Annotated in this window: 17 protein-coding genes; 4 read left to right on the top strand and 13 right to left on the bottom strand. The window is 51.1% G+C overall.

The features are described from left to right. The first annotated feature begins 58 nt into the window (after positions 1-58). From HZU75_RS05695 to HZU75_RS05680, 4 genes are all read left to right on the top strand, one after another. Positions 59-1,396, top strand: coding sequence for a TolC family outer membrane protein (locus tag HZU75_RS05695; protein ID WP_180308191.1), 1,338 nt, complete (start codon positions 59-61; stop codon positions 1,394-1,396). Between the two features lie 89 nt (positions 1,397-1,485). After that, positions 1,486-1,803, top strand: a complete 318-nt coding sequence (locus HZU75_RS05690) for an H-NS histone family protein (protein WP_180308190.1) — start codon at positions 1,486-1,488, stop codon at positions 1,801-1,803. Between the two features lie 210 nt (positions 1,804-2,013). Further along, positions 2,014-4,152, top strand: coding sequence for a UvrD-helicase domain-containing protein (locus HZU75_RS05685; protein WP_180308189.1), 2,139 nt, complete (start codon positions 2,014-2,016; stop codon positions 4,150-4,152). 63 nt (positions 4,153-4,215) lie between these two features. Continuing rightward, positions 4,216-5,907 (top strand): response regulator, encoded by a 1,692-nt coding sequence (locus tag HZU75_RS05680; RefSeq protein ID WP_180308188.1) that lies wholly within the window; start codon positions 4,216-4,218, stop codon positions 5,905-5,907. A gap of 1 nt (position 5,908) precedes the next feature. On the opposite strand, the gene HZU75_RS05675 is transcribed toward HZU75_RS05680, so the two are convergent. The 13 genes from HZU75_RS05675 to HZU75_RS05615 form a co-directional block, all read right to left on the bottom strand. Continuing rightward, entirely contained in the window at positions 5,909-6,574 is a 666-nt protein-coding gene (locus HZU75_RS05675; RefSeq protein WP_180308187.1) for a DsbA family protein, read from the bottom strand. Further along, positions 6,574-7,023: a disulfide bond formation protein B gene (locus HZU75_RS05670; RefSeq protein WP_180308186.1), complete on the bottom strand. Its 450-nt coding sequence runs from the start codon at positions 7,021-7,023 to the stop codon at positions 6,574-6,576. The genes HZU75_RS05675 and HZU75_RS05670 overlap by 1 nt, the downstream gene beginning before the upstream one ends. 140 nt (positions 7,024-7,163) lie before the next feature. Then, complete coding sequence (locus tag HZU75_RS05665) at positions 7,164-8,765, bottom strand: GGDEF domain-containing protein (protein ID WP_180308185.1); 1,602 nt, start codon at positions 8,763-8,765, stop codon at positions 7,164-7,166. Then, positions 8,755-9,846, bottom strand: coding sequence for a tetratricopeptide repeat protein (locus tag HZU75_RS05660; RefSeq protein ID WP_180308184.1), 1,092 nt, complete (start codon positions 9,844-9,846; stop codon positions 8,755-8,757). The genes HZU75_RS05665 and HZU75_RS05660 overlap by 11 nt, the downstream gene beginning before the upstream one ends. 275 nt (positions 9,847-10,121) lie before the next feature. Next, entirely contained in the window at positions 10,122-11,378 is a 1,257-nt protein-coding gene (locus tag HZU75_RS05655) for an ABC transporter permease (protein ID WP_228028206.1), read from the bottom strand. Continuing rightward, the gene (locus HZU75_RS05650; protein ID WP_228028205.1) at positions 11,371-12,072 is read right to left on the bottom strand and encodes an ABC transporter ATP-binding protein; all 702 of its coding nucleotides are present in this window, start codon (positions 12,070-12,072) and stop codon (positions 11,371-11,373) included. The genes HZU75_RS05655 and HZU75_RS05650 overlap by 8 nt, the downstream gene beginning before the upstream one ends. A gap of 88 nt (positions 12,073-12,160) precedes the next feature. After that, entirely contained in the window at positions 12,161-12,649 is a 489-nt protein-coding gene (locus HZU75_RS05645) for a DUF2796 domain-containing protein (protein ID WP_180308182.1), read from the bottom strand. Between the two features lie 23 nt (positions 12,650-12,672). After that, positions 12,673-13,332 (bottom strand): DUF3299 domain-containing protein, encoded by a 660-nt coding sequence (locus HZU75_RS05640; RefSeq protein WP_180308181.1) that lies wholly within the window; start codon positions 13,330-13,332, stop codon positions 12,673-12,675. 90 nt (positions 13,333-13,422) lie between these two features. Next, positions 13,423-14,121, bottom strand: a complete 699-nt coding sequence (locus HZU75_RS05635; RefSeq protein ID WP_180308180.1) for a transporter substrate-binding domain-containing protein — start codon at positions 14,119-14,121, stop codon at positions 13,423-13,425. 117 nt (positions 14,122-14,238) lie between these two features. Then, positions 14,239-15,012, bottom strand: coding sequence for a peroxide stress protein YaaA (gene yaaA, locus HZU75_RS05630; RefSeq protein ID WP_180308179.1), 774 nt, complete (start codon positions 15,010-15,012; stop codon positions 14,239-14,241). 77 nt (positions 15,013-15,089) lie between these two features. Beyond that, on the bottom strand, positions 15,090-15,707 hold the full coding sequence (locus HZU75_RS05625) for a response regulator transcription factor (protein ID WP_180308178.1): 618 nt from the start codon (positions 15,705-15,707) through the stop codon (positions 15,090-15,092). Beyond that, positions 15,697-18,003 carry a PAS domain-containing sensor histidine kinase gene (locus HZU75_RS05620; RefSeq protein WP_180308177.1) on the bottom strand — a complete coding sequence of 769 codons (2,307 nt, stop codon included), beginning with the start codon at positions 18,001-18,003 and terminating at the stop codon, positions 15,697-15,699. Before HZU75_RS05620 ends, HZU75_RS05625 begins: the two co-directional genes overlap by 11 nt. Beyond that, positions 17,996-18,991 carry a 2-hydroxyacid dehydrogenase gene (locus tag HZU75_RS05615; protein ID WP_180308176.1) on the bottom strand — a complete coding sequence of 332 codons (996 nt, stop codon included), beginning with the start codon at positions 18,989-18,991 and terminating at the stop codon, positions 17,996-17,998. The genes HZU75_RS05620 and HZU75_RS05615 overlap by 8 nt, the downstream gene beginning before the upstream one ends. Positions 18,992-18,995 lie beyond the last annotated feature (4 nt).

The following is an 18,995-nucleotide window of genomic DNA, read 5'->3' as shown; positions in this document are numbered from 1 at the left end:
AACAGCCTGTGGCCGCGTTTACTGTAGATAGCCGCGATGTTGAAAAGGTAAATAAAGAATGAAATTGAAATCGAGTTTAATTGGCTTGAGCTTACTGAGCCTGAGTAGTGGCGTCTGGGCCACTGATTTATTGCAAGCTTGGCAATCCGCAGCCAAATTTGATGCGCAAATTTCGGCGGCTCGAAATGCCCGCATTGCGGGGCAGGAAAAAGCCGAGCAAGGGCAGGCATTGTTATTGCCTAAAGTGACATTAAATGGCAATGCGGCGTATTCACAAACTGATTACACCCCGGGGCATAGCTCTGCAACCATTAAAGATACTTCGGTTGATGGTAATACCTATGGGTATTCTATTGCTGCAGCTCAACCAATTTATCGGGCTGAAGCATTTGCCGCCGCAGATCAGCTTAAAAAGCAAACTGAATTGGCCAATGTGCAGTATCGGCAAGCTGAGCAAGATCTAATTCTTCGTGTCTCTAAAACGTATTTCGAATTACTGGCGGCACAAGAAAAAGTGCAGTTAGTTCAGGCGCAAAAACAAGCGGTTGCCGAGCAATTGGCCTTTGCGAAAAAGTCATTCGATGTTGGCGTGGCCACCATTACCGATACGGATGAGGCGCAAGCCAGTTATGACAGTATTCTGGCTGCCGAAATTTTGGCCAAGAATGATCTGGAAGTAAAAACCAGTGCTTTTGCATTATTAACTGGCTTAAATGACAGCCAATTGGCCACCATTGGCGATCGTTTGCAGCCGCAAGGCCCTATCCCCAATGATTTGGCAACCTGGCTGCAAAAAGCGCAATCGAGCAGCTTAAGCAATAGCGGGCAGCAATTGGCGCTGGATATTGCCACCCGTGAAATCGATAAATATAAAGCACTTAGCGCGCCGACTTTGGATTTGGTGGCTAGCTATGGCAATGATTGGACCGGTAGTGGTTTATCGCGTTCCGGTGCTACCGATCAAAATGCGACTGGTGCAATTAAATTGCAATTATCGATCCCTATTTATACTGGCGGAGATCGTTCTTCTCGATTGCGTGAAGCTGCAGCTAAAAAAGATCAGCAACGCGATACCGTAGAAGCCACGCGGCGCGATGTAGAGCAAGCCACTAAACAAGCCTTTTTAGGGGTAAATGCGGGAGCTGCGCAAATTAGAGCATTGCAACAGGTGCTCAAATCCAGTGAAAGCTTATTGGCGTCCAGTAAACTTGGCCGTGAAGTGGGGGTACGTACCACTATTGATGTATTGAATGCGGAGCAAAAGTATTATGCGACACGCTACGATCTGATTGTGGCACGTTACACCTATCTTTATGCCCGATTACTATTGGCAGCATCTGCTGGCGAATTAGCTGAAAAAGACTTAATTGCTGTGAATGAATGGTTGGTTAAATAAACGAATTAAATATTTATCCTTGAATTATTTAAAACAGCACCCCATAATCACTGGGTAAAAGTAAAAATCAGCCTTCTAGGAGTTATGTAATGGATTTATCTAACCTCGATTACCAGCAATTGGTTGAACTGCGTGCCCAAGTAGATGTTGAGTTGGTGCGCCGTAAAGAACAAGAGAAAGCCCGCATTTTGAGCCAATTGCAAAGCGCAGCTGCAGCAAGCGGTTTCACTGTAGCTGAATTGCTCGGTGAAGTATCTGGTGGCAAAAAAGGCGCGAAAAAACCTGTTAAAGCACAATATGCAAATCCAGCAGATCCAAGCCAAACCTGGACTGGCCGTGGCCGTAAACCACAGTGGGTTCATGATGTATTGGCCAATGGCGCAACACTGGACAGCATCCGTATCTAAAAGCGGCTGCGAACCTCGATTACAGCGTTAAGAATTACTTCAAAATCCTCATGTACTTTATGTACATTCCGGTTTTTCAGTAATTCTTGCCTTGTCCTCGAACTTCTCGCACGCTTTTCACAGATTGTGATCAAAACAGGGCAGCTTAGGCTGCCCTGTTTTGTTTTAAGCGTTAATATAAGCAACTTAAGCCTTAAACGTAGATATCCCATGTCACATCCATTAACCGAAAAACTCAATCCCGAACAAGCTGCAGCAGTTGAATTACCGGCCGAGCATGCGCTGATTTTAGCGGGCGCGGGCAGTGGAAAGACTCGGGTATTAACCACGCGTATTGCTTGGCTATTATCGACCGGGCAAATTACCCCCTCGGGTTTAATGGCGGTGACATTCACTAACAAATCTGCCAAAGAAATGCTATCCCGTATTACTAGTATGTTGCCATTAAATCCGCGTGGATTATGGGTGGGTACATTCCATGGCTTATGTAATCGTATGTTGCGGTTACATCATCGTGATGCCGGATTACCCGAGGCATTTGCAATTTTAGATACCCAAGAGCAATTGGCGGCAATTAAACGGGTATTAAAACTATTGAGTTTGGATGACGACAAATATCCGCCCCGCACCGTGCAGCAATATATCAATGGCCATAAAGAAAATGGCCGTCGCGCGGGGGATGTGGATGCATGGGATGATTATTCGCGCCATTTGCGTATTGCCTACCAAGAATACGAAAAACAATGTAATCGCGAAGGCGTGGCCGATTTTTCCGAATTACTACTGCGCTGCTATGAATTACTGAGCCATAACGCCGCGATTCGCGCGCATTATCAGCAGCGCTTTGCGCATATCTTGGTTGATGAGTTTCAAGACACCAATCGCTTGCAATATGCGTGGTTACGTCTGCTGGCGGGCGAGCAGGGCGCGATCTTTGCGGTGGGGGACGACGATCAGTCGATCTACGCCTTCCGCGGTGCCAATGTGGGCAATATGCAGGATTTCCAGCGCGACTATGCCGTCAAACACGTGATTCGCTTGGAGCAAAATTACCGCAGCCACGGCAATATTCTCGATGCCGCCAATGCAGTGATTGCCAATAACAAGCAGCGCTTGGGCAAACAACTTTGGACTGACGCCAGCACTGGCGAGCCAATCCGCGTATTTGAAGGCGCATCGGATTTTGAAGAGTCGCAATTTATTGTTGAAGAAGCCCAGACGCTGATTCGCGAAGGTATGCCACCTTCCGATGTGGCGATTTTGTATCGCAGCAATGCGCAATCGCGGATCATCGAGCATGCCTTGTTTAGCGCCGGCGTGCCGTATCGCGTGTACGGTGGTTTACGCTTTTTCGAGCGCCAAGAAATTAAGCACGCGCTGGCGTATTTGCGCTTAATTGCCAACCCGTCGGACGATAACGCCTTGCTGCGGGTGATTAATTTCCCAACGCGTGGCATTGGCGCGCGTTCGGTCGAAGGCGTGCAGGAAAAAGCGCGACTGGAAGGTTCGACGCTGTGGCAGGCGGCGTGCGGTGTGGGCGGGCGTAGCGCCGCGTCGATTGGCAAATTTGTGCATATGATTGAAGCGATGCGCAATCAAGCCGATGGTCTGCCGATGACGGAAATCGTCGATATGATGCTCGATCTGTCCGGCTTGCTAGAACATTATAAAAATGAAAAAGACGGCGAAGAGCGCGTCGCCAACTTGGAAGAGTTGATTAATGCCGCCGCCACTTTCAGTGTAGAAGAAGACCAAAATCCGCTGATTGCTTTCTTGTCGCACGCTAGCCTTGAAGCTGGTGACCATCAAGCGGGTGCACACGAAGAGGCGCTGCAATTAATGACGGTGCACGCGGCCAAAGGTCTGGAATTTAAAGCGGTGTTTTTGTCAGGGCTGGAAGAGGGGCTGTTCCCGCATGACAATAGCGCAAACGATCCGCAAGGCATCGAGGAAGAGCGCCGCCTGATGTATGTGGCGATCACGCGCGCACGCGAGCGCTTGTATCTGACCTTGGCACAAAGCCGCATGTTGCACGGCCAGACACGTTATGGTGTGGCCAGCCGCTTTATGGATGAAATTCCGCAATCCTTGCTCAAATTTCTAAATCGCGGCTACGCACCGAGCAGCTATAGTGCAGGTACGGCTTACAACGCAGCGCCAGCGCCTAAGTTGAATAAATCAACCCCCGAGCATGGTTTGGGCATTGGCACCAAGGTCGAGCATCATAAGTTTGGCCGTGGCATTGTCACCGATCATGAAGGTGGGGCTACGGGCAATGTACAGGTCAATTTTGAACAGCATGGTAGCAAATGGTTGGCGGTGGCCTACGCCAAACTCACAGTTTTGTAGGGGTATTGCTTGCTAGGTCGTATGGATATTGATTTAGCAAGTTTTACACTGGTGGAGTATTAAATGGCATCCAAGGTCAGAGCTTATTCCTTTGTTGATCGTGCCCCGGTTGATTTGTCCGAGCCGACGATCAACGTGAACGATTTATCCCAGTTCAAAATCTTGGTGATCGATCACGTCGCCGAGATGCGCGCAACGATGGGAATGACGCTCAATCAGTTTGGTGCGCAATCGGTCGAGTATGCCAATCGTAGCGCCGAAGCGATTGGTATGTTACGCCGTACGGCTTACGATATTGTGCTGTGTGCTTATGACCTAGGCACTGGCTTTGATGGCTTGTACTTATTCGAAGAAGTGCGCCGCCACGGACTGCTCAAAGCCAGTTGCGTATTCATCATGCTGACTGGCGAGCGCCAATCGAGCAAGGTGATCGGTGCGGCCGAATTGGCGCCGGATGCGATTATTCTGAAACCCTTTAAGGGTGATGTGCTCTACGATCGCATCGTGCGTGCGCTGCGCAAAAAACAGCGCTTTAAACCGATTGATGATGCCATTCTGGCGCATGATTTTTTGCGGGCGATCTCGTTATGCAATTTTGAGGTGGAGCAGGGTGGAGAGGATGCGCTCGATTTTATGCGCATGAAAGTCCACCTGATGCTCAAAATTGCCGATTGGGCCGGAACACGGGATGTGTGTCGCGGCTTGTTGGTGAAAGCTGATCTGGCTTGGGCCAAGATGGCGCTCGGTAAGGCACAGTTTAATCTGCGTGAATACGATGAAGCCCAGCTGATTTTTCAACAAGTAATGGCCGAGCATGAGTTGGTGCTAGAGGCCTATGACTGGCTAGCCCGGACCCAGCAGGCCCAGCATCAGATTGAGGCCGCCAAAAAAACCCTGAGTCGTGCAGTGGAAAAATCGCCTTTTGTGGTCAATCGAATGCGCGAGCTGGGTGAAGTGGCTTTGGTGGCTGGAGATCTGGCATTGGCCGAGCAATCGCTAACAGAAACCGTGCGATTGGCTCGCTTCTCCTTCTGGCCACAGGTCAGTGACTACAGCCAGCTTTCAGAGGTGCAATTAGCTCGTGGGGACGTTGGTGCTGCGCGCAAAACTGCCGCCTATTTGCGCAAGGATTTTCGCGCCAGCAATGACAAAATCATGGCGGATGTGCTCGATATTGAAATTACCTTCAAGCTCGGTGACAAGGCCAAGGCTAGACAACAACTGGATAGTACCCTGAGTGCCGTACAAGGCTTTATCGAGCCACCAGGCCCGGCAATTAGTTTAGCGTTGGCGAAGAATTGTCTGGCACAAAACCGGCATGAAGAAGCGCAGCAATTAACGCGGCAAGTACTGAAAAATCGGCATGATGATCCGCAATTGGCCGCGCGGGTCACCCGGATCTACAAAGAGCAGGGGCGGGAAGAAGAAGCCTTAAAGCTGATCGAAGCCACGGCTGCCGATATTGTTGAAATCAATAATGAGGCGGTTCGATTAGCCAAAAGCGGCGATTTGCAGGCGGCCGCTGAGCGTTTCCTCAAAGCGGTTAAAGACATGCCGTCCAATCTGCAAGTTTTACTCAACACTATTAATGCCTTGCTGGCGTACGTGAACCAAAATGGTTGGCACGCCAGCTATATGCAGCGTGCCCAAGAGTTACTCACGCGGGCGACCGTGATTGATCCCACCAATGGTAAAGCGCTGCAGATGGCTGAAATTTATCGTAAAACTCAGCGCCGCTTTGGGGTGAAAGCCTAAGTTACTTTGTCATCGCTTGTTCAGGAGTCGCCAGCGCGCTATTGATCAGCTCAGCCAGTTGCTGATAGCCAAAGCTTTGCAAGGGCTGGCCATTCACAAAATAGCTTGGGGTTTTGTTCACGCCCAAAGCCTGCGCATCGCTAATATCTTGCTCAATAATGGCCTGCACCGAGCTCGATTGCATGTCGGTTTGTAGCTGAGCCATATCAAGACCTAAGCCCGACAAAATGGGTAAGGCCAGATTCACATCGGCACGATGGTTAATTGCCCATTGTTGTTGAGTGGACAGCAGTGTTTCCAAGGCTTGCCAGTATTTGCCCTGTTTACGTGCGGCTTCTAGCGCGGCCACTACCTGATCTGCACCTTGGTGCAGCGGCGCATAGCGCACGACAAGACGGATTTGCTCGGGGTTTTTGGCCATGATGTCTTTTACAAACGGATAAAACGCTGCGCATGCTTCGCACGCAGGGTCAAGAAACTCGACGATGGTCACCTTGGCATGAGGTGCGCCGATCAGTGGTGAATGCATGCGCATTAGCGCCTGTTGGTTGACCTGTACCTGCTGGGCAACCTCGCTTTGCTGTTGTTGTTTGAACATCAGCGTGCCGCCAATAAACAAGCCGAGTAGGGCGATAGCCGCCGCAATAAAAAGGGTTTTCTGTTTCATTATTTTTCTCGAATCAAAGTTGCGAGCAGCGCGATATTAATCAGTGCAAAGGCAAACACCGACATCAAAGGAATAGTCAAAAAGCCAAACCATTGGGCACTCACTTCCGAGCACGATGATCCCTGGCTGCATGGGCTGGTTGTGGCAGGGATGATGCCGAGTTGTAGTAACCAGTGGTAAATTGCAAAGCCCAGCCCCAACATGGCCAGCGGCAGTGCATAGCGAATCACTTTGGTGTCGAGTGGGAATAGCGCCAGCGGCAAGAAGATGGCGAGCGGAAACATAAAAATGCGCTGATACCAGCACAAGGTACACGGAGCAATCCCCATGACTTCACCAAAGAACAGTGCCCCCAAGGTGCCACAGGCTGCAATAAGCCAAGCGATAAAAATGAGGCACCAATCATGAGTGCATGTTTTGTTGGTGTCGGGATTTGGGGGCTGTGGCAATTGATTTCCTTTACCCAGGTTTGGCGCCAAAAACCAATAGACTCCAAATCGTGGCAAGGGTTCAGGAAAATAAGTGGTAGTTTTTCATGTCAAATAGCAATCATAGACTCGGTTGCCAGAGTCAATGGGCAGGTATTTTGCTAAGGCATTGAGCCACTGTGATCCGCATCCATAAGCACACCGGGCTGCCAATCTGGTCTGCAGTTAAGCCAAATGCAATTGCGGCCATTAGTTTTAGCCTGATACAGCGCCGCATCGGCCAGCTCGAGTAATTGCTGGCCAGTATGTTCTGCCGAGTAGGCCAGACCGATGCTGGCAGTAACCGCTCGATTGGGCAGTATTTCGTGCCAGGTATAGTGTTCAATCGCAGCATGAATACGTTTAACGATTCGCTGAGCAGTGCACAAATCGACCGCGGCGATAATGCCGACAAATTCTTCACCGCCATAGCGGGCAATGAATTCATCGGCTTTACGACAACAGGCAGATAGGATCTTGCCCAGCGTGGCAATCACAGCATCGCCGCTGGGGTGGCCATAGTTGTCATTGATCGATTTGAAATGGTCAATATCGACCATAAATAAGGCCACCGCTTTGCCGGGCGCTAGCTCGGCCAGCTTCAGATCTAGCGCACGGCGGTTTTGCATGCCGCTGAGGGGGTCTTGATACGCAATGCCGCTTAAGCGGCGCATTTCTTCACCTTGTTCATCAATGGTGTTGGCCAGTGCCAGATTCATGGCATTGAGCCAAGCGAGCCCCATTTTTTCATTAATCCGTCGCAATAAGCGTTTAGGGGCATCGAGCTTGAGAATATGCTGGTCAGTCAGGATTTGTTCGGTGAATTCATTTGCGGCCTGTAAGTGCAGATACGCTGCCGTATAGTCCAGTTGGCGCAAGTGAAAGCGATAGGCTAGCAAGTGAATCTGCTCGCATAGCCCCAGATCATGCACAATGCAGCTCGTTTCGAGGGCTTTGTTCACTGCCTGCGTAAAGGCTGCACTGTTGTTCATTTGATCGTGTGCATCGGCAATCGCATGCTGCGTTTGAGCGAGCGCCCAGTGAAAATGGATCTGCTCGGCTAGGCGTTCGGCATCGAGTAACTCATGTAACGCTTCACTCGGTGCCTGGATTTTGAGCAAGCACATGCCGCGATAAAGCAGGGCCTCGGCATGCCACTGTGGATCACCATGCTGCAAAATAGTTCTTTGCCCAGCGCCAAGTACCGCCAATGCTTCATCATATTGCTGCAATGCGATGCAATCTTTGGCCAGGCACAAATAGCTTTGCGCCTTACCACGTCCTTCTTTGACCAATAGCGCTAGCTCAAGTGCTTGCAGATGATATTTTTTTGCTCCCGCGTAATCATCGGTACGCCAAAACGCCTTGCCGATACCATTGAGACCATTTATCGCAAATTCATAATGCTGCAAACTAGTGGCGCGAATAAACAACCGCGACCAGATTTGCAGCAATTCTTGTTGGGGCGCCAACACCAGTGCCACATTGCCATATTCTTCCAGCGTCGCCATTTCCAACTCGGGCTGGTTTTGGATTTGCTGCAGCAAGGCCGCGTAGCGGGGTAAGGTTTGCGCATATTGCCCTTGCCGATCGCGGATTTTGAGCTCCAATAATTGCAGCTCGTTGCGGCGCGCCGGGTCGCGCTCGTGCGCCAACTGCTGCAGCACTTCAGCGAGTGCCGCGTCGGGTTCGGCATTCATGCGTTGGCGAAATTCACTGTGCATATTGCACCTGTGAGAGTTGCTGCCGCAGTAGCAGGTTTTCCAGCGTCAGATCGAGCAAGCGCTGGCGGCTGGGCGTCATCACCGCGGTGCGCTGGTGTAAATGCAGCAGTTCTTCACTGCGCTTACTGCGATATCGTTCGAGCTGGCGCAGCGCCTCTTGGTCGCGATGGCGCTGATGTTCAAATTCGGCATACAGCTGGTACAGCTCGGCCGGGCAGTAAGAGCCTTGTTGTTCGGTGAGCTCAGTGAGTTGCTGCAACAACTGGCAGGCTGCTTCGAGCTGACCAGCGTCCGCCCACAGCCGACTGAGCTGCTTGGCGACCACTGCTGCGCCCCAGTAATAGCCAATTGCATGACATTGTGCGCTTAATTGCTGCAGCGCTTGCATCGCCGCAAGCTGTTGTCCATCGTGCAGTAACAAACGTGCTTCGTTAATCGCCAGATCAATGTGCCACGCTGGATCAATCTGCTCGTCCATCATCGTGTGCACTTGCTGGCAAATACTTTTCGCCTGCTCGTATTGCTGGCAATTCATCAAGAGCGACAACCAATGCAAACCTGCTTTGACTACTTGTGGCGCATCGGCCATCATCAGCGCCCGGCTAAACGCCAGCTGATAAACTTGCCCAGCTTGTTCGTATTGCTGTCCTAGCAGGTAAATCTCTCCCACGCCCAAACAAGCATCGATCAGATGTTGATTCATCGCCTGCTGCATTGCCAGATCGAGTACCTGCATCCAGTGGCTGAGCGCCAAACTAAAATTACCTTTTTCGCGGGCCACCAGTGCGAGCAGCTGGTGATGATGAACTTTCAGCGCGTTACGTGCGCTAGGCGCCAAACTGGGTTCGTCGAGCAAACGGGCCGCCCGACTGGCGCGATTTATGCAGGCAGAAAAATGATGCTCGGCGTAATCGCAGCGTGCCAGATAAAATTCGACCAGTAGTTGGTGGTACAGATCATCAGCGAGTTTGGCTTCTGCGGATGCTTGTCGCAGCAGTGGTAGAGCGGCAGGAATGCGCCAAAGCCGCATATGCTCAAGCGCTTGTTCAATTAGCAGCGGGATAGGCGTATCGACAGGCACAGCAGCAAGCCAATCAGAAAGACATGCTGGTTTATAGCCAAGCTAACTTACAGTCGCCACTGTTTTTCGGGCGAGGGCCTGAGCAGCGGCGCAGGCGAGTAAATTGTCCTAGTCATGGAGCCAATCCGCCGCAAGGTATTGCTGCATTTAGTGAGTGATTGCTGGGGGTATGGCTGGCAAGATTTTAATGAATAAGATCTTTGGGCGGATACATACAGGTGTATCGCTGCAGCGTGCGCAGTCTATGCAAACTGCGCACGCGACTTGCATCATTCTTAATGCGGGCTCAAGCCATCGCTGAGCGACATCCGGTACGCGCGCCAAGCGGGGAGGGCCGCAATTAAGAATCCAGCCAGCAGGGTGATGCCCATGAGTAACCATTCGGTGGTGCTGGGGGCGGCAATTGCGATATTCAAGCTGTATACCTCGCGGAGTATTGGCTTGCAGATCAGTAAGAATGAATATAACAAAGCCATACCCATTACAATGCCAAGGCTGACCAATAATAATGTTTCCCCCATAATCAGGGCGAAAATCTGCCAGGCTCGAGCGCCCACCGAGCGCAAAATCGCCATTTCGCGGCGTCGCTCGTTCAGGCCAGTCAGCAATGCCGTCAACATGCCCATCAAGCCGATTAGCAGCACAAAGCCGGATACTACCGTCAGCGCTTGCTCGGCAATGCGCATTAATTGCCACAGCTCGGATAGCGCCACGCCGGGCATAATAGCCATCAGCGTTTCATCGGGGTATTGATTCACTGCGCGCTGATAGCTAAAGATGGCTGTCCGCGATTTTAGCCCGACATAAAAGGCTGTGATGCTGCTAGGCGGAGGCAAGGCGCGATCTTCCGCAGCCGCTAGTACGCCTGAACTCGATAGCAGTGAGGCACTACCCGATTCCCAACCTTCGTGAATGGCGGTCAGCCCGTCGAGCGAGACATGCACCGTATCATCGACCGGCGTGCCTGTTGGCGCCAAAATACCAACGATGGTAAAGGGCTGATCACTGTGCTCCGACATTGCGCCTTCGCCACTTCCGTGTGTCAGCACAATCTTTTGCCCTAGCCGATAGGCCATTTTGCTGGCGAGATGCGCGCCGATTACGGCATCGTGTGTTTTGCTAAACGCCTGCCCTTGGCTAAATTGCAAAGGCTGATTGTCGCTATAGCGCAGGTATTTGAAATAATCACTTGTGGTGCCTAGCACCGCAAAACCATGATGGCTATCGCCGAGCGACACCGGTATGGTCCAAGCGACGCGGCGATCTTGCGATAATTTTTGGTAGCTATCCCAGCCGATATTATTCGTTGCGTTACCAACGCGAAACACGCTGTAGAGCAATAGCTGTACCGAGCCGGTACGCGCTCCAACAATCAAATCAGTGCCACTTACCGTGTTGGCGAAACTATTGCGCGCTTCGCTGCGCAGGCGTTCTACGCCAACCAGTAATAGCACCGACAGCGCCACGGTGAAGATCGCTAGCGCAACCGTTAGGCGACGATTGAGCAAACTGCGCAGTGCAATTTTAAACATGCTCACTCTCCGTACTATTGCGATTGAGGCTAGCCAAGCTGACGCTACGATCAAAGGCGGCGGCCAGTTGTGGATCATGGCTAACCATCAGCACGGCGGTGTTGTGCTCCGTGGCACACTCAAACAGTAAATCGATAAAGGCCCCGCGGCGTTCGGCATCCAGCGCTGACGTAGGCTCATCAGCAATCAGAATTTCGGGGGCTCCAATTAATGCGCGGGCTAGTGCGACACGCTGTTGCTGGCCGACCGACAGGGCGCTAACCGGGCGATCCAGAAAGGAAGTTAAATCCAGCCGCTCGAGCAAATGCAGCGCCTGTGCTTTGGCGGTACCGGAAAACGCACATGCACGTTGGTGGCGGATCTTTGAAAACTGGCAAGACAGCAGCACGTTATCCAGTACCGACAAGTAGCTGAGTAAGTTGAATTGCTGAAAAACATAGCCTAGATGGTCGGCGCGGAAATGATCGCGTGCTGGGCCCGATAGGGTGGCCAAATTTTGCCCCAGAATGCGGATTTCGCCTTGCTGTGGCAGATGAATTCCGGTGAGTAACGATAGCAAGGTGCTTTTGCCACTGCCGCTGGGGCCGTGCAGAAACAAATGTTCGCCCGCGGCAAGGCTAAATGCAGGGATATCCAATGTTGGGCGGGTCGCACCGCGCCAGCTAAATTGCAGATTTGAAAGCTCGATTAACAACCTAGGTATTCCTTGTAAATGGCGGCCTCATGCGACTTCGCCACGAGCAAAGCCAATTCCAGCAGGCTTTGCTCGTGGCTGGGCGGTTTTATTTCAGGCTTAAATCTTGGCCAGGTTTCAGGCTCAGTTGTTTTTGGCCTTTGGCGGTGGCGAGATTGGCATTGAGCTTTTTAAAATTGGGGAAGTTTTTCCACAAGCTGAGTGCAACGCTGCTCGGTACGCTCTGGCAATCAAAGCTATATTCGGCGTCGATATCGCTATGTTCGCCTTTTTTGAAGCTCGGCATATTCACCACGGGCGTGGCCGCTTTGCACTGTGCAGCTGCATCGGGAACAAAGAGTGTGGCAGCTTGATTGAGTTGCTCGGTTACCGCTTTGAGCTTGGCTTTTTCGGCCTCGGTTTTGGGGGCTCGTTCAAAACCGAGCAAATTGTCGGCCGGGCTCTCCAGCGTGATCAGCAACTTTTTGCCTTCAATTGCCACATCAATTTCTGCTGCGCCGTGGACATGCGCTGCATGTTCATGAGCTTGGCTAACTAGGGGTATAGTGATGCAGACAAGAGCTATCAATTTTTTCATGGTTATACCTGTGTGAGTATGTGTTATTTGGTGGCGGTTTTCTTGTATTCGCGCACTTCCGTGGCCACCATTTGATAGCCTACTGCGACATCACTCGCACCATCAGCGAGCGATAAGTTAGCTTTGCTGGCTTTAATGATGAGTTTGCCTTGCACAGTAATCGGGGCAAACAAATCACCTTGGTCATAGCCTTTAGGATATTGCACTACCACCATCTGATTCGGTGGCGGCGCTGGTACGTGAATACAGGCACCAATGACCGGCACGAGCAAAAATTCGGTTACCTTTTTGCCGTTTTGTTTGAGTGGTAATAAGTAGCCATCAATTTGCACTGTTTCGCCGTTAAGCGCGGCGGTCATTTCACCCGTGCGTTTTTTCTCGAAGGCTTCGATTTCATTGATCAGCGGATTCAAATCTTTGAAATCTTCTTTAAGTAATTTCACATCATTGGCGGTGAGCTCGCTGGCTTTGAGTTTGCCGTTATCGAGCATGGTTTTCAGCTCACGTTGCTGCACAGCCCGCATCAGCCGCGTTTTTTCTTGCTGATTCATTTTGTTGACGGTGGCGCGCAGGGTCGGTGAATCGGGTTGTAAATCCGACCACTTAATGGCTTTGGCATCTGCCGCCCAGAGATTAAAAGCCAGTAGCGCGCTGCTAACGGCAACGATGAGTTTGGCGAACACGGTAGTCATCCTTGTAGAGTGTTCGCTTATTGTAACTAAGTTGCATTTGTTTGTGTGGCTTGTAACAAAAACTTCATTGAATGCCCAAACTTAGTTGGAAGGGGGTTCAAAGCGTCGTTGATAACGCGCGAGTGAGCCGTCTTTTTGCATTTGTCGCAGTACCGTGCTGATTTGTTGAGCAAGGACCTGGTGTTGTGGGGTCAGCCAGAAATAGACTGGGCTATGACCAAACTCCGTGTTACTTAAGGCAGGGGTGGCGTCAGTAAACTCCTGATTGGCTGGAGCCGCTGAATTGAGAATGCAAGCCTCAACGCGATGTGCTTTTACCATGCGAATGCAGGCCGTTACGCTGTCGCTGGGATAGAGTTTGGCGTGGGCTCCCAGCTGAGACTCTACAGCCACAATGCCACGTAAATAGGCAATATTTAAACCATACAAATCGCGCCAAGCTGTCACGCTTCGCGCATATGAAATCGCAAAAAAACGCAGCTCAAAGTAGGAAGGATCAACACGAATCAGCTCAGGGTATTTGCTGCCAAAATCAGCTCCGCGCCCGGCATCGCCGTCAAATTGTCGATTGGCGAGTTCCATTTCAGCGCGGCGAGCCGGGCGATAACTTAGGGTGTAAGCCGCAGGAATTCGGCCAAATAATTCCGCAATAAATTGCCGATAGGCCGAGCTGGCCGACTGGTGTGAATCAACCGCGGTGACCAGCTGCACTGGCTGCTCGCCAGCCAGCCCTGCAAGCGGGTAGAGCAAAGCCAAGATGCTGATCAGTAATTGACGCATTAATATACCCTGCTATCGACTTTTCCTATTGTGCTCATGAGTGATTACCTAAATTGTTTACAACGGCTTGCAGGAGTTTAGCGCCGCTATTCGTTGCGGGGGAATCCGGAGAGTTAATTAACTGCCGGCAGCATCAATACGTCGCCGGAAAACCCAGCGCACAGCATCGCTAACCGTTTCATCCAAACGATAGCCTTCCAGATCAAACGCTTTTAATTGTTCCGCTTGCCTGATGTTGTGTAAAGCCGCGTAGCGCACCATCAAACCACGCGCACGTTTGGCGTAAAAACTGATGATCTTATATTTACCACCTTTAAAATCTTCAAATACCGGCGTGATTAAACGTGCTTGCAGTAATTTGGGTTTAACGGATTTAAAGTACTCGTCACTGGCCAGATTAACGATGGTTTCATCTTCCAACGCATTAATCGCGTCAGTGATCCGTGTGCCCCAGAATTCATAAAGATTGTTGCCGCGTGAATTGGCTAGGCGCGTACCCATTTCGAGGCGGTAGGCTTGCATCAAGTCGAGCGGGCGTAATAGGCCGTACAGGCCCGATAAAATGCGCAAATGCTGGCCAAGGTAATCGAGTTGGGCTTGATCCATACTGTTGGCTGCCAGCCCTTCATATACATCGCCCATAAAGGCCAATACCGCTTGTTTGGCGTTGGCTGGTGTGAAGTTGGGCTGCCAGCTGTGATAGCGGCCGACGTTGAGTACGGCTAGTTCATCCGATATTTTCATCAGCTCGGCGACTTGCGCAGGCGATTGTTGGCGCAGCACTTCGATCAGCAATTGTGATTCCGCTAAAAAATCAGGCTGAGAAAATAGACTCGTCGTTGGCGGAGTGATGTAGTCCAGCGTTTTAGCTGGCGAAATCAGCATTAACATTCAGTACTTGCTCTATGGGGTATATGAATAAAGGCCAATACAAGATTGGCCTTTGTGTTAATACATTGCGACGTATATTAGTTAACGTCAACACCCGCATCGCGCAGGCGAGCGGCGAGTTCCATCGCGGTTTTGACCTGCATTTTTTCTAAAATCCGCGCGCGGTGTACCTCAACGGTTTTCATCGAAATAGACAAATCATCTGCAATTTGCTTATTCAGGCGACCAGTGAGGATCAGCTTCATTACCTCGGTTTCGCGGGGGGTTAAGCAGGCTAGGCGCTCATCGACGGCGGTGCGGTTTTCCCATTCGCTCCGATTCATTTGATCCAGAGATAGGCACCCTTCGACCAAATCGACAATGTCGTTATCAGAGAAGGGCTTCTCGATAAAGTCAGCGGCACCTTGCTTCAGTGCGGCAACAGCCATCGGCACATCGCCGTGGCCAGTCAGAAACACCACGGGTGGGGTATACGCGTGTTCTTGCAGCTTGCTAAATAGCTCCATGCCGCCCATACCGGGCATGCGAACGTCCAAGATCAGGCAGCCAAATTGATCTGGGTTATAGTTTTCCAGTAATTCTTCCGCGCTGGCAAACAATTGAACCGAATGATTGCGGGTCGAAAACAGCCACGACAGGGCGTCGCGGATGGCGTCGTCGTCATCAACAATGGCAATGTGGCGATTAAGGCTCATAAGCTTCGCTCTCTATAGAAAGTGGCAGTGTAAAGTGAAAACAGCTTCCGCCCAAGGGGTTTGCTTCTACCCACAGGCGTCCTTGGTGGTGCTCAATGATCGAGCGGCAAATATTTAGCCCCATCCCCATCCCGCTGCCTTTGGTGGTATAGAACGGTTTGAACAATTGTTCCATCTGCTCGGCATTGATGCCAGGGCCGCGGTCGGTGATGCTAACGGCCAACATCTCTTCATCGCGGCGTACTTTAACATCTAATGTACGTTGTTTGACGGGGGTGTCGGCCATTGCTTCGATGGCGTTCTTCATTAAATTGAAAATCACCTGCTCCAGCATTACGGCATCGGCATAAATCGGCGGTAAAGCTTGGGTGTCGCTGATGGTGAGTTTAACCTGCGCTTTTTTGATTTCGGCGCTGAGTAGCGTTTGCACGGTATCGAGCAAATCGGCAATTTCGCATTGTTTGCGATGCGGTGCGCGACGTTGAACGAATTCACGAATCCCACGAATAATCTGCCCTGCGCGTTTGGCTTGCGCCGCCATTTTCTCAATGGCCTGATCAAGTTGGGCAATATTGGGCTGGGTTTGTGCCAAAACATTGCGACAGCCGGTGGCGTAGCTGGCGATGGCAGCCAAGGGCTGGTTAAGCTCATGCGCTAAGCTAGAGGCCATTTCACCCATGCTGATCAGCCGAGTGGTTTGCTGCAGCTGCTCTTTTTGCTGGCGCTCGTTTTCCTGGGCATTTTTGAGCATCGTAATGTCGGTGGCGATTTCCAGCCAGACTTCCGAGCCATCTACCCAGATACTGCTGCGGCTTTTGACCTGATACCAGTGTTGGTTGTAATCATCAAACCATTCACTATCGACCGGTGCACCTTTGCTGCGACGAACAAAGGGAATATTGCAATAACGGCCATGACGTTCGGGAATATTAAATGCAGCATCAAAATGTCGATTCGACAGCAATAATTCGCCCGAGTTGGCATCGGTCACTGAAACTGCGGCATCCAAGCCATTGAGTACGGCAACAAACCGTTCGTGTGATGCTTGCAGCGCTTCGCGTTCGCGTTGTAATTCCGTGATGTCATAAATAGCGCTAATCCAGCCAGTATGTACACCGTCGCCGTCAATGAGTTTGGCGGCATACAAACGCACATCAAAGCGCTCCCCATTACTGCGCATAAAGCGCATCTGGTAGCCAGTGGTATCGGCGCGCCCGCTGAGGATCGCGCGATAAATGGCCATGCATTGCTCGATGTCTTCGGGCGGCCAGTAGGGCATAGGGTGTGAGGCGCCAATCAGTTTTTCCTGGCTATAGCCAACCATCTCGCAAAAGGCGCGATTCACATAAAACAAGCGGCCTTGTAAATCCATGGCACGAATCCCGGTGACCAGCGAGTTTTCCATGGATTCACGCAAGGCCTGCTCTTGCCTCAGTTGGGCCTCCGTTTTTTGCCGCTCTTTGATATGGCGCCGTAAAGCCCAAGTAGAAGCCAGCATCAAAATCGACAGGGCCGCGACCACAATGGTCAGCGCGGTTTGCCAGTTATTGCGTTTTTGTTCGTAAATGTGTGCGGTTAGCACCAATTTATTGGGGGGCCAGTCTAGATCAATGCTGCTGCTTAGCTGGCTGGCATCGTAGCTGCGGTCAAATTTACCTGCGATAAGCTTTTGTTTATCCCACAGGCTGATTTGATAGCGCTGCGCAATCCACCACGGTACTTGCTGTTGCAGCATGGTGCGCAAATTCAATTGGGCAATTAAGACGTGGCGGCCGTTGTAGTTGAGTTTGATCGGCACCGCAATTGCCAGAATCGGCGTTTCGGGGGATTCAAGAATCAGTTTGCTGTAGCTACTGGTTTCACCTTGCAATACCGCTTCGCGGATGGCCACCAGATTTGGATGGCGAAAATCCGGTACGTTAGCTGGTTTGGTCGCAGGTTCACGCCAGCGCTGTTGCCCCGTTTCGTCAATGTATTCCAGTGAGATAATTTCGGGCGAATCTTCCAGTAGCGATAAGGTGCGGGCAGTAAATTCTGCCGAACCCAAGCCATCGGTGGCCATACTGGCCGCTACGGTACGCAACTGGTGCGTAAAATTATCGACGCGGGTATTGAGTGCTTGTTTTTGCCACAGCAAATCCTGCATCAAGCTATGATTGCGCGCCGATTGCTCGCTGTAGGCCGTAAAAATTAAAAAAACCGCCAACGCTAAACTAAATAGCGCGGCGGCAAATGACGGCAGGGTGAGTAGCCAGCGGGATTCCAGTGGCTTCACCCGTGAGTGAGGCTTAAGCACTCGGTTTTACCTCGTTGCGCAAAGGCAATCCGTTAGCAAAGTCGCTGATGTTTTGTAGTGTGGTAGTGGCAATGTTTTTCAGCGCTTCATCGGTTAAATAGCCCTGGTGTGAGGTAATTAGCACATTGGGGAAAGTGGTTAGTCGCGCCAAAATATCATCTTTGAGTACGCTATCTGACAAGTCTTCAAAAAAGACGCCTTCCTCATGCTCGTACACATCCAAGCCCAGACCGCCAATTTGGCCGCTTTTTAGCGCGCCAAGTGCGGCGCGCGTATCGATTAAGCCGCCGCGGCTGGTGTTCAAAATAATCACACCGGGCTTCATTGTTTCGATTGAGGCTGCATTGAGCATGTGGTGCGTACTTTCAAGCAATGGGGTGTGGAGCGAAATAATATCCGCCTGTGCCATTACTTCTTCCTGCGACATAAATGTGCAATCGACATCACATTGCTCTGGAGGGAACGGATCATACGCCAGGACTTTGCAACCAAAACCACGGGCAATTCGCGCAGTGGCTAGACCAATTTTGCCTGCCCCCAAAATGCCGAAAGTTTTGCCGTTGATATTAAATCCTTCCAAACCTTCGAGCAGGAAATTGCCTTCGCGCACTCGATTGTAGGCCCGATGCGTTTTGCGGCTGAGAGTGAGTAAGAGTGCAAAAACATGTTCGGCCACCGCTTCGGGTGAATACGCTGGCACCCGTGTAACCGGAATCCCAAATTCGGCCGCAGCAGCCAAGTCCACTCCATTGAAGCCCGCGCAGCGCAAAGCAATATGCTTAACCCCTAGCTTAGCGAGTCGGCAAATGGTTTTGTGGTCGAGCTTATCGTTGACAAAAGGGCACACGACATCAAAATCTTCAGCCAATGGGGCAGTGTGTGCCCCAAGGCGTTCTTCGAAGAAAACTAGCTCGTGGCCAAATTGCTGATTAGCCGCTTCAAGCGTAGAACGATCGAATCTTTTGCTATCAAAAACTGCCACGCGCATGATT

The organism is Chitinibacter fontanus, assembly GCF_013423785.1.
Lineage (GTDB): Bacteria > Pseudomonadota > Gammaproteobacteria > Burkholderiales > Chitinibacteraceae > Chitinibacter > Chitinibacter fontanus.
The sequence above is the reverse complement of the archived record's forward strand: the minus strand, read 5'-3'. Positions and strand labels throughout refer to the sequence as shown.

Coding starts and splice junctions, on each gene's coding strand:
- HZU75_RS05695 (WP_180308191.1), top strand. CDS start 59: ATGAAATTGAAATCGAGTTTAATTGGCTTGAGCTTACTGAGCCTGAGT.
- HZU75_RS05690 (WP_180308190.1), top strand. CDS start 1,486: ATGGATTTATCTAACCTCGATTACCAGCAATTGGTTGAACTGCGTGCC.
- HZU75_RS05685 (WP_180308189.1), top strand. CDS start 2,014: ATGTCACATCCATTAACCGAAAAACTCAATCCCGAACAAGCTGCAGCA.
- HZU75_RS05680 (WP_180308188.1), top strand. CDS start 4,216: ATGGCATCCAAGGTCAGAGCTTATTCCTTTGTTGATCGTGCCCCGGTT.
- HZU75_RS05675 (WP_180308187.1), bottom strand. CDS start 6,574: ATGAAACAGAAAACCCTTTTTATTGCGGCGGCTATCGCCCTACTCGGC.
- HZU75_RS05665 (WP_180308185.1), bottom strand. CDS start 8,765: ATGCACAGTGAATTTCGCCAACGCATGAATGCCGAACCCGACGCGGCA.
- HZU75_RS05655 (WP_228028206.1), bottom strand. CDS start 11,378: ATGTTTAAAATTGCACTGCGCAGTTTGCTCAATCGTCGCCTAACGGTT.
- HZU75_RS05645 (WP_180308182.1), bottom strand. CDS start 12,649: ATGAAAAAATTGATAGCTCTTGTCTGCATCACTATACCCCTAGTTAGC.
- HZU75_RS05635 (WP_180308180.1), bottom strand. CDS start 14,121: ATGCGTCAATTACTGATCAGCATCTTGGCTTTGCTCTACCCGCTTGCA.
- yaaA (WP_180308179.1), bottom strand. CDS start 15,012: ATGTTAATGCTGATTTCGCCAGCTAAAACGCTGGACTACATCACTCCG.
- HZU75_RS05625 (WP_180308178.1), bottom strand. CDS start 15,707: ATGAGCCTTAATCGCCACATTGCCATTGTTGATGACGACGACGCCATC.
- HZU75_RS05615 (WP_180308176.1), bottom strand. CDS start 18,991: ATGCGCGTGGCAGTTTTTGATAGCAAAAGATTCGATCGTTCTACGCTT.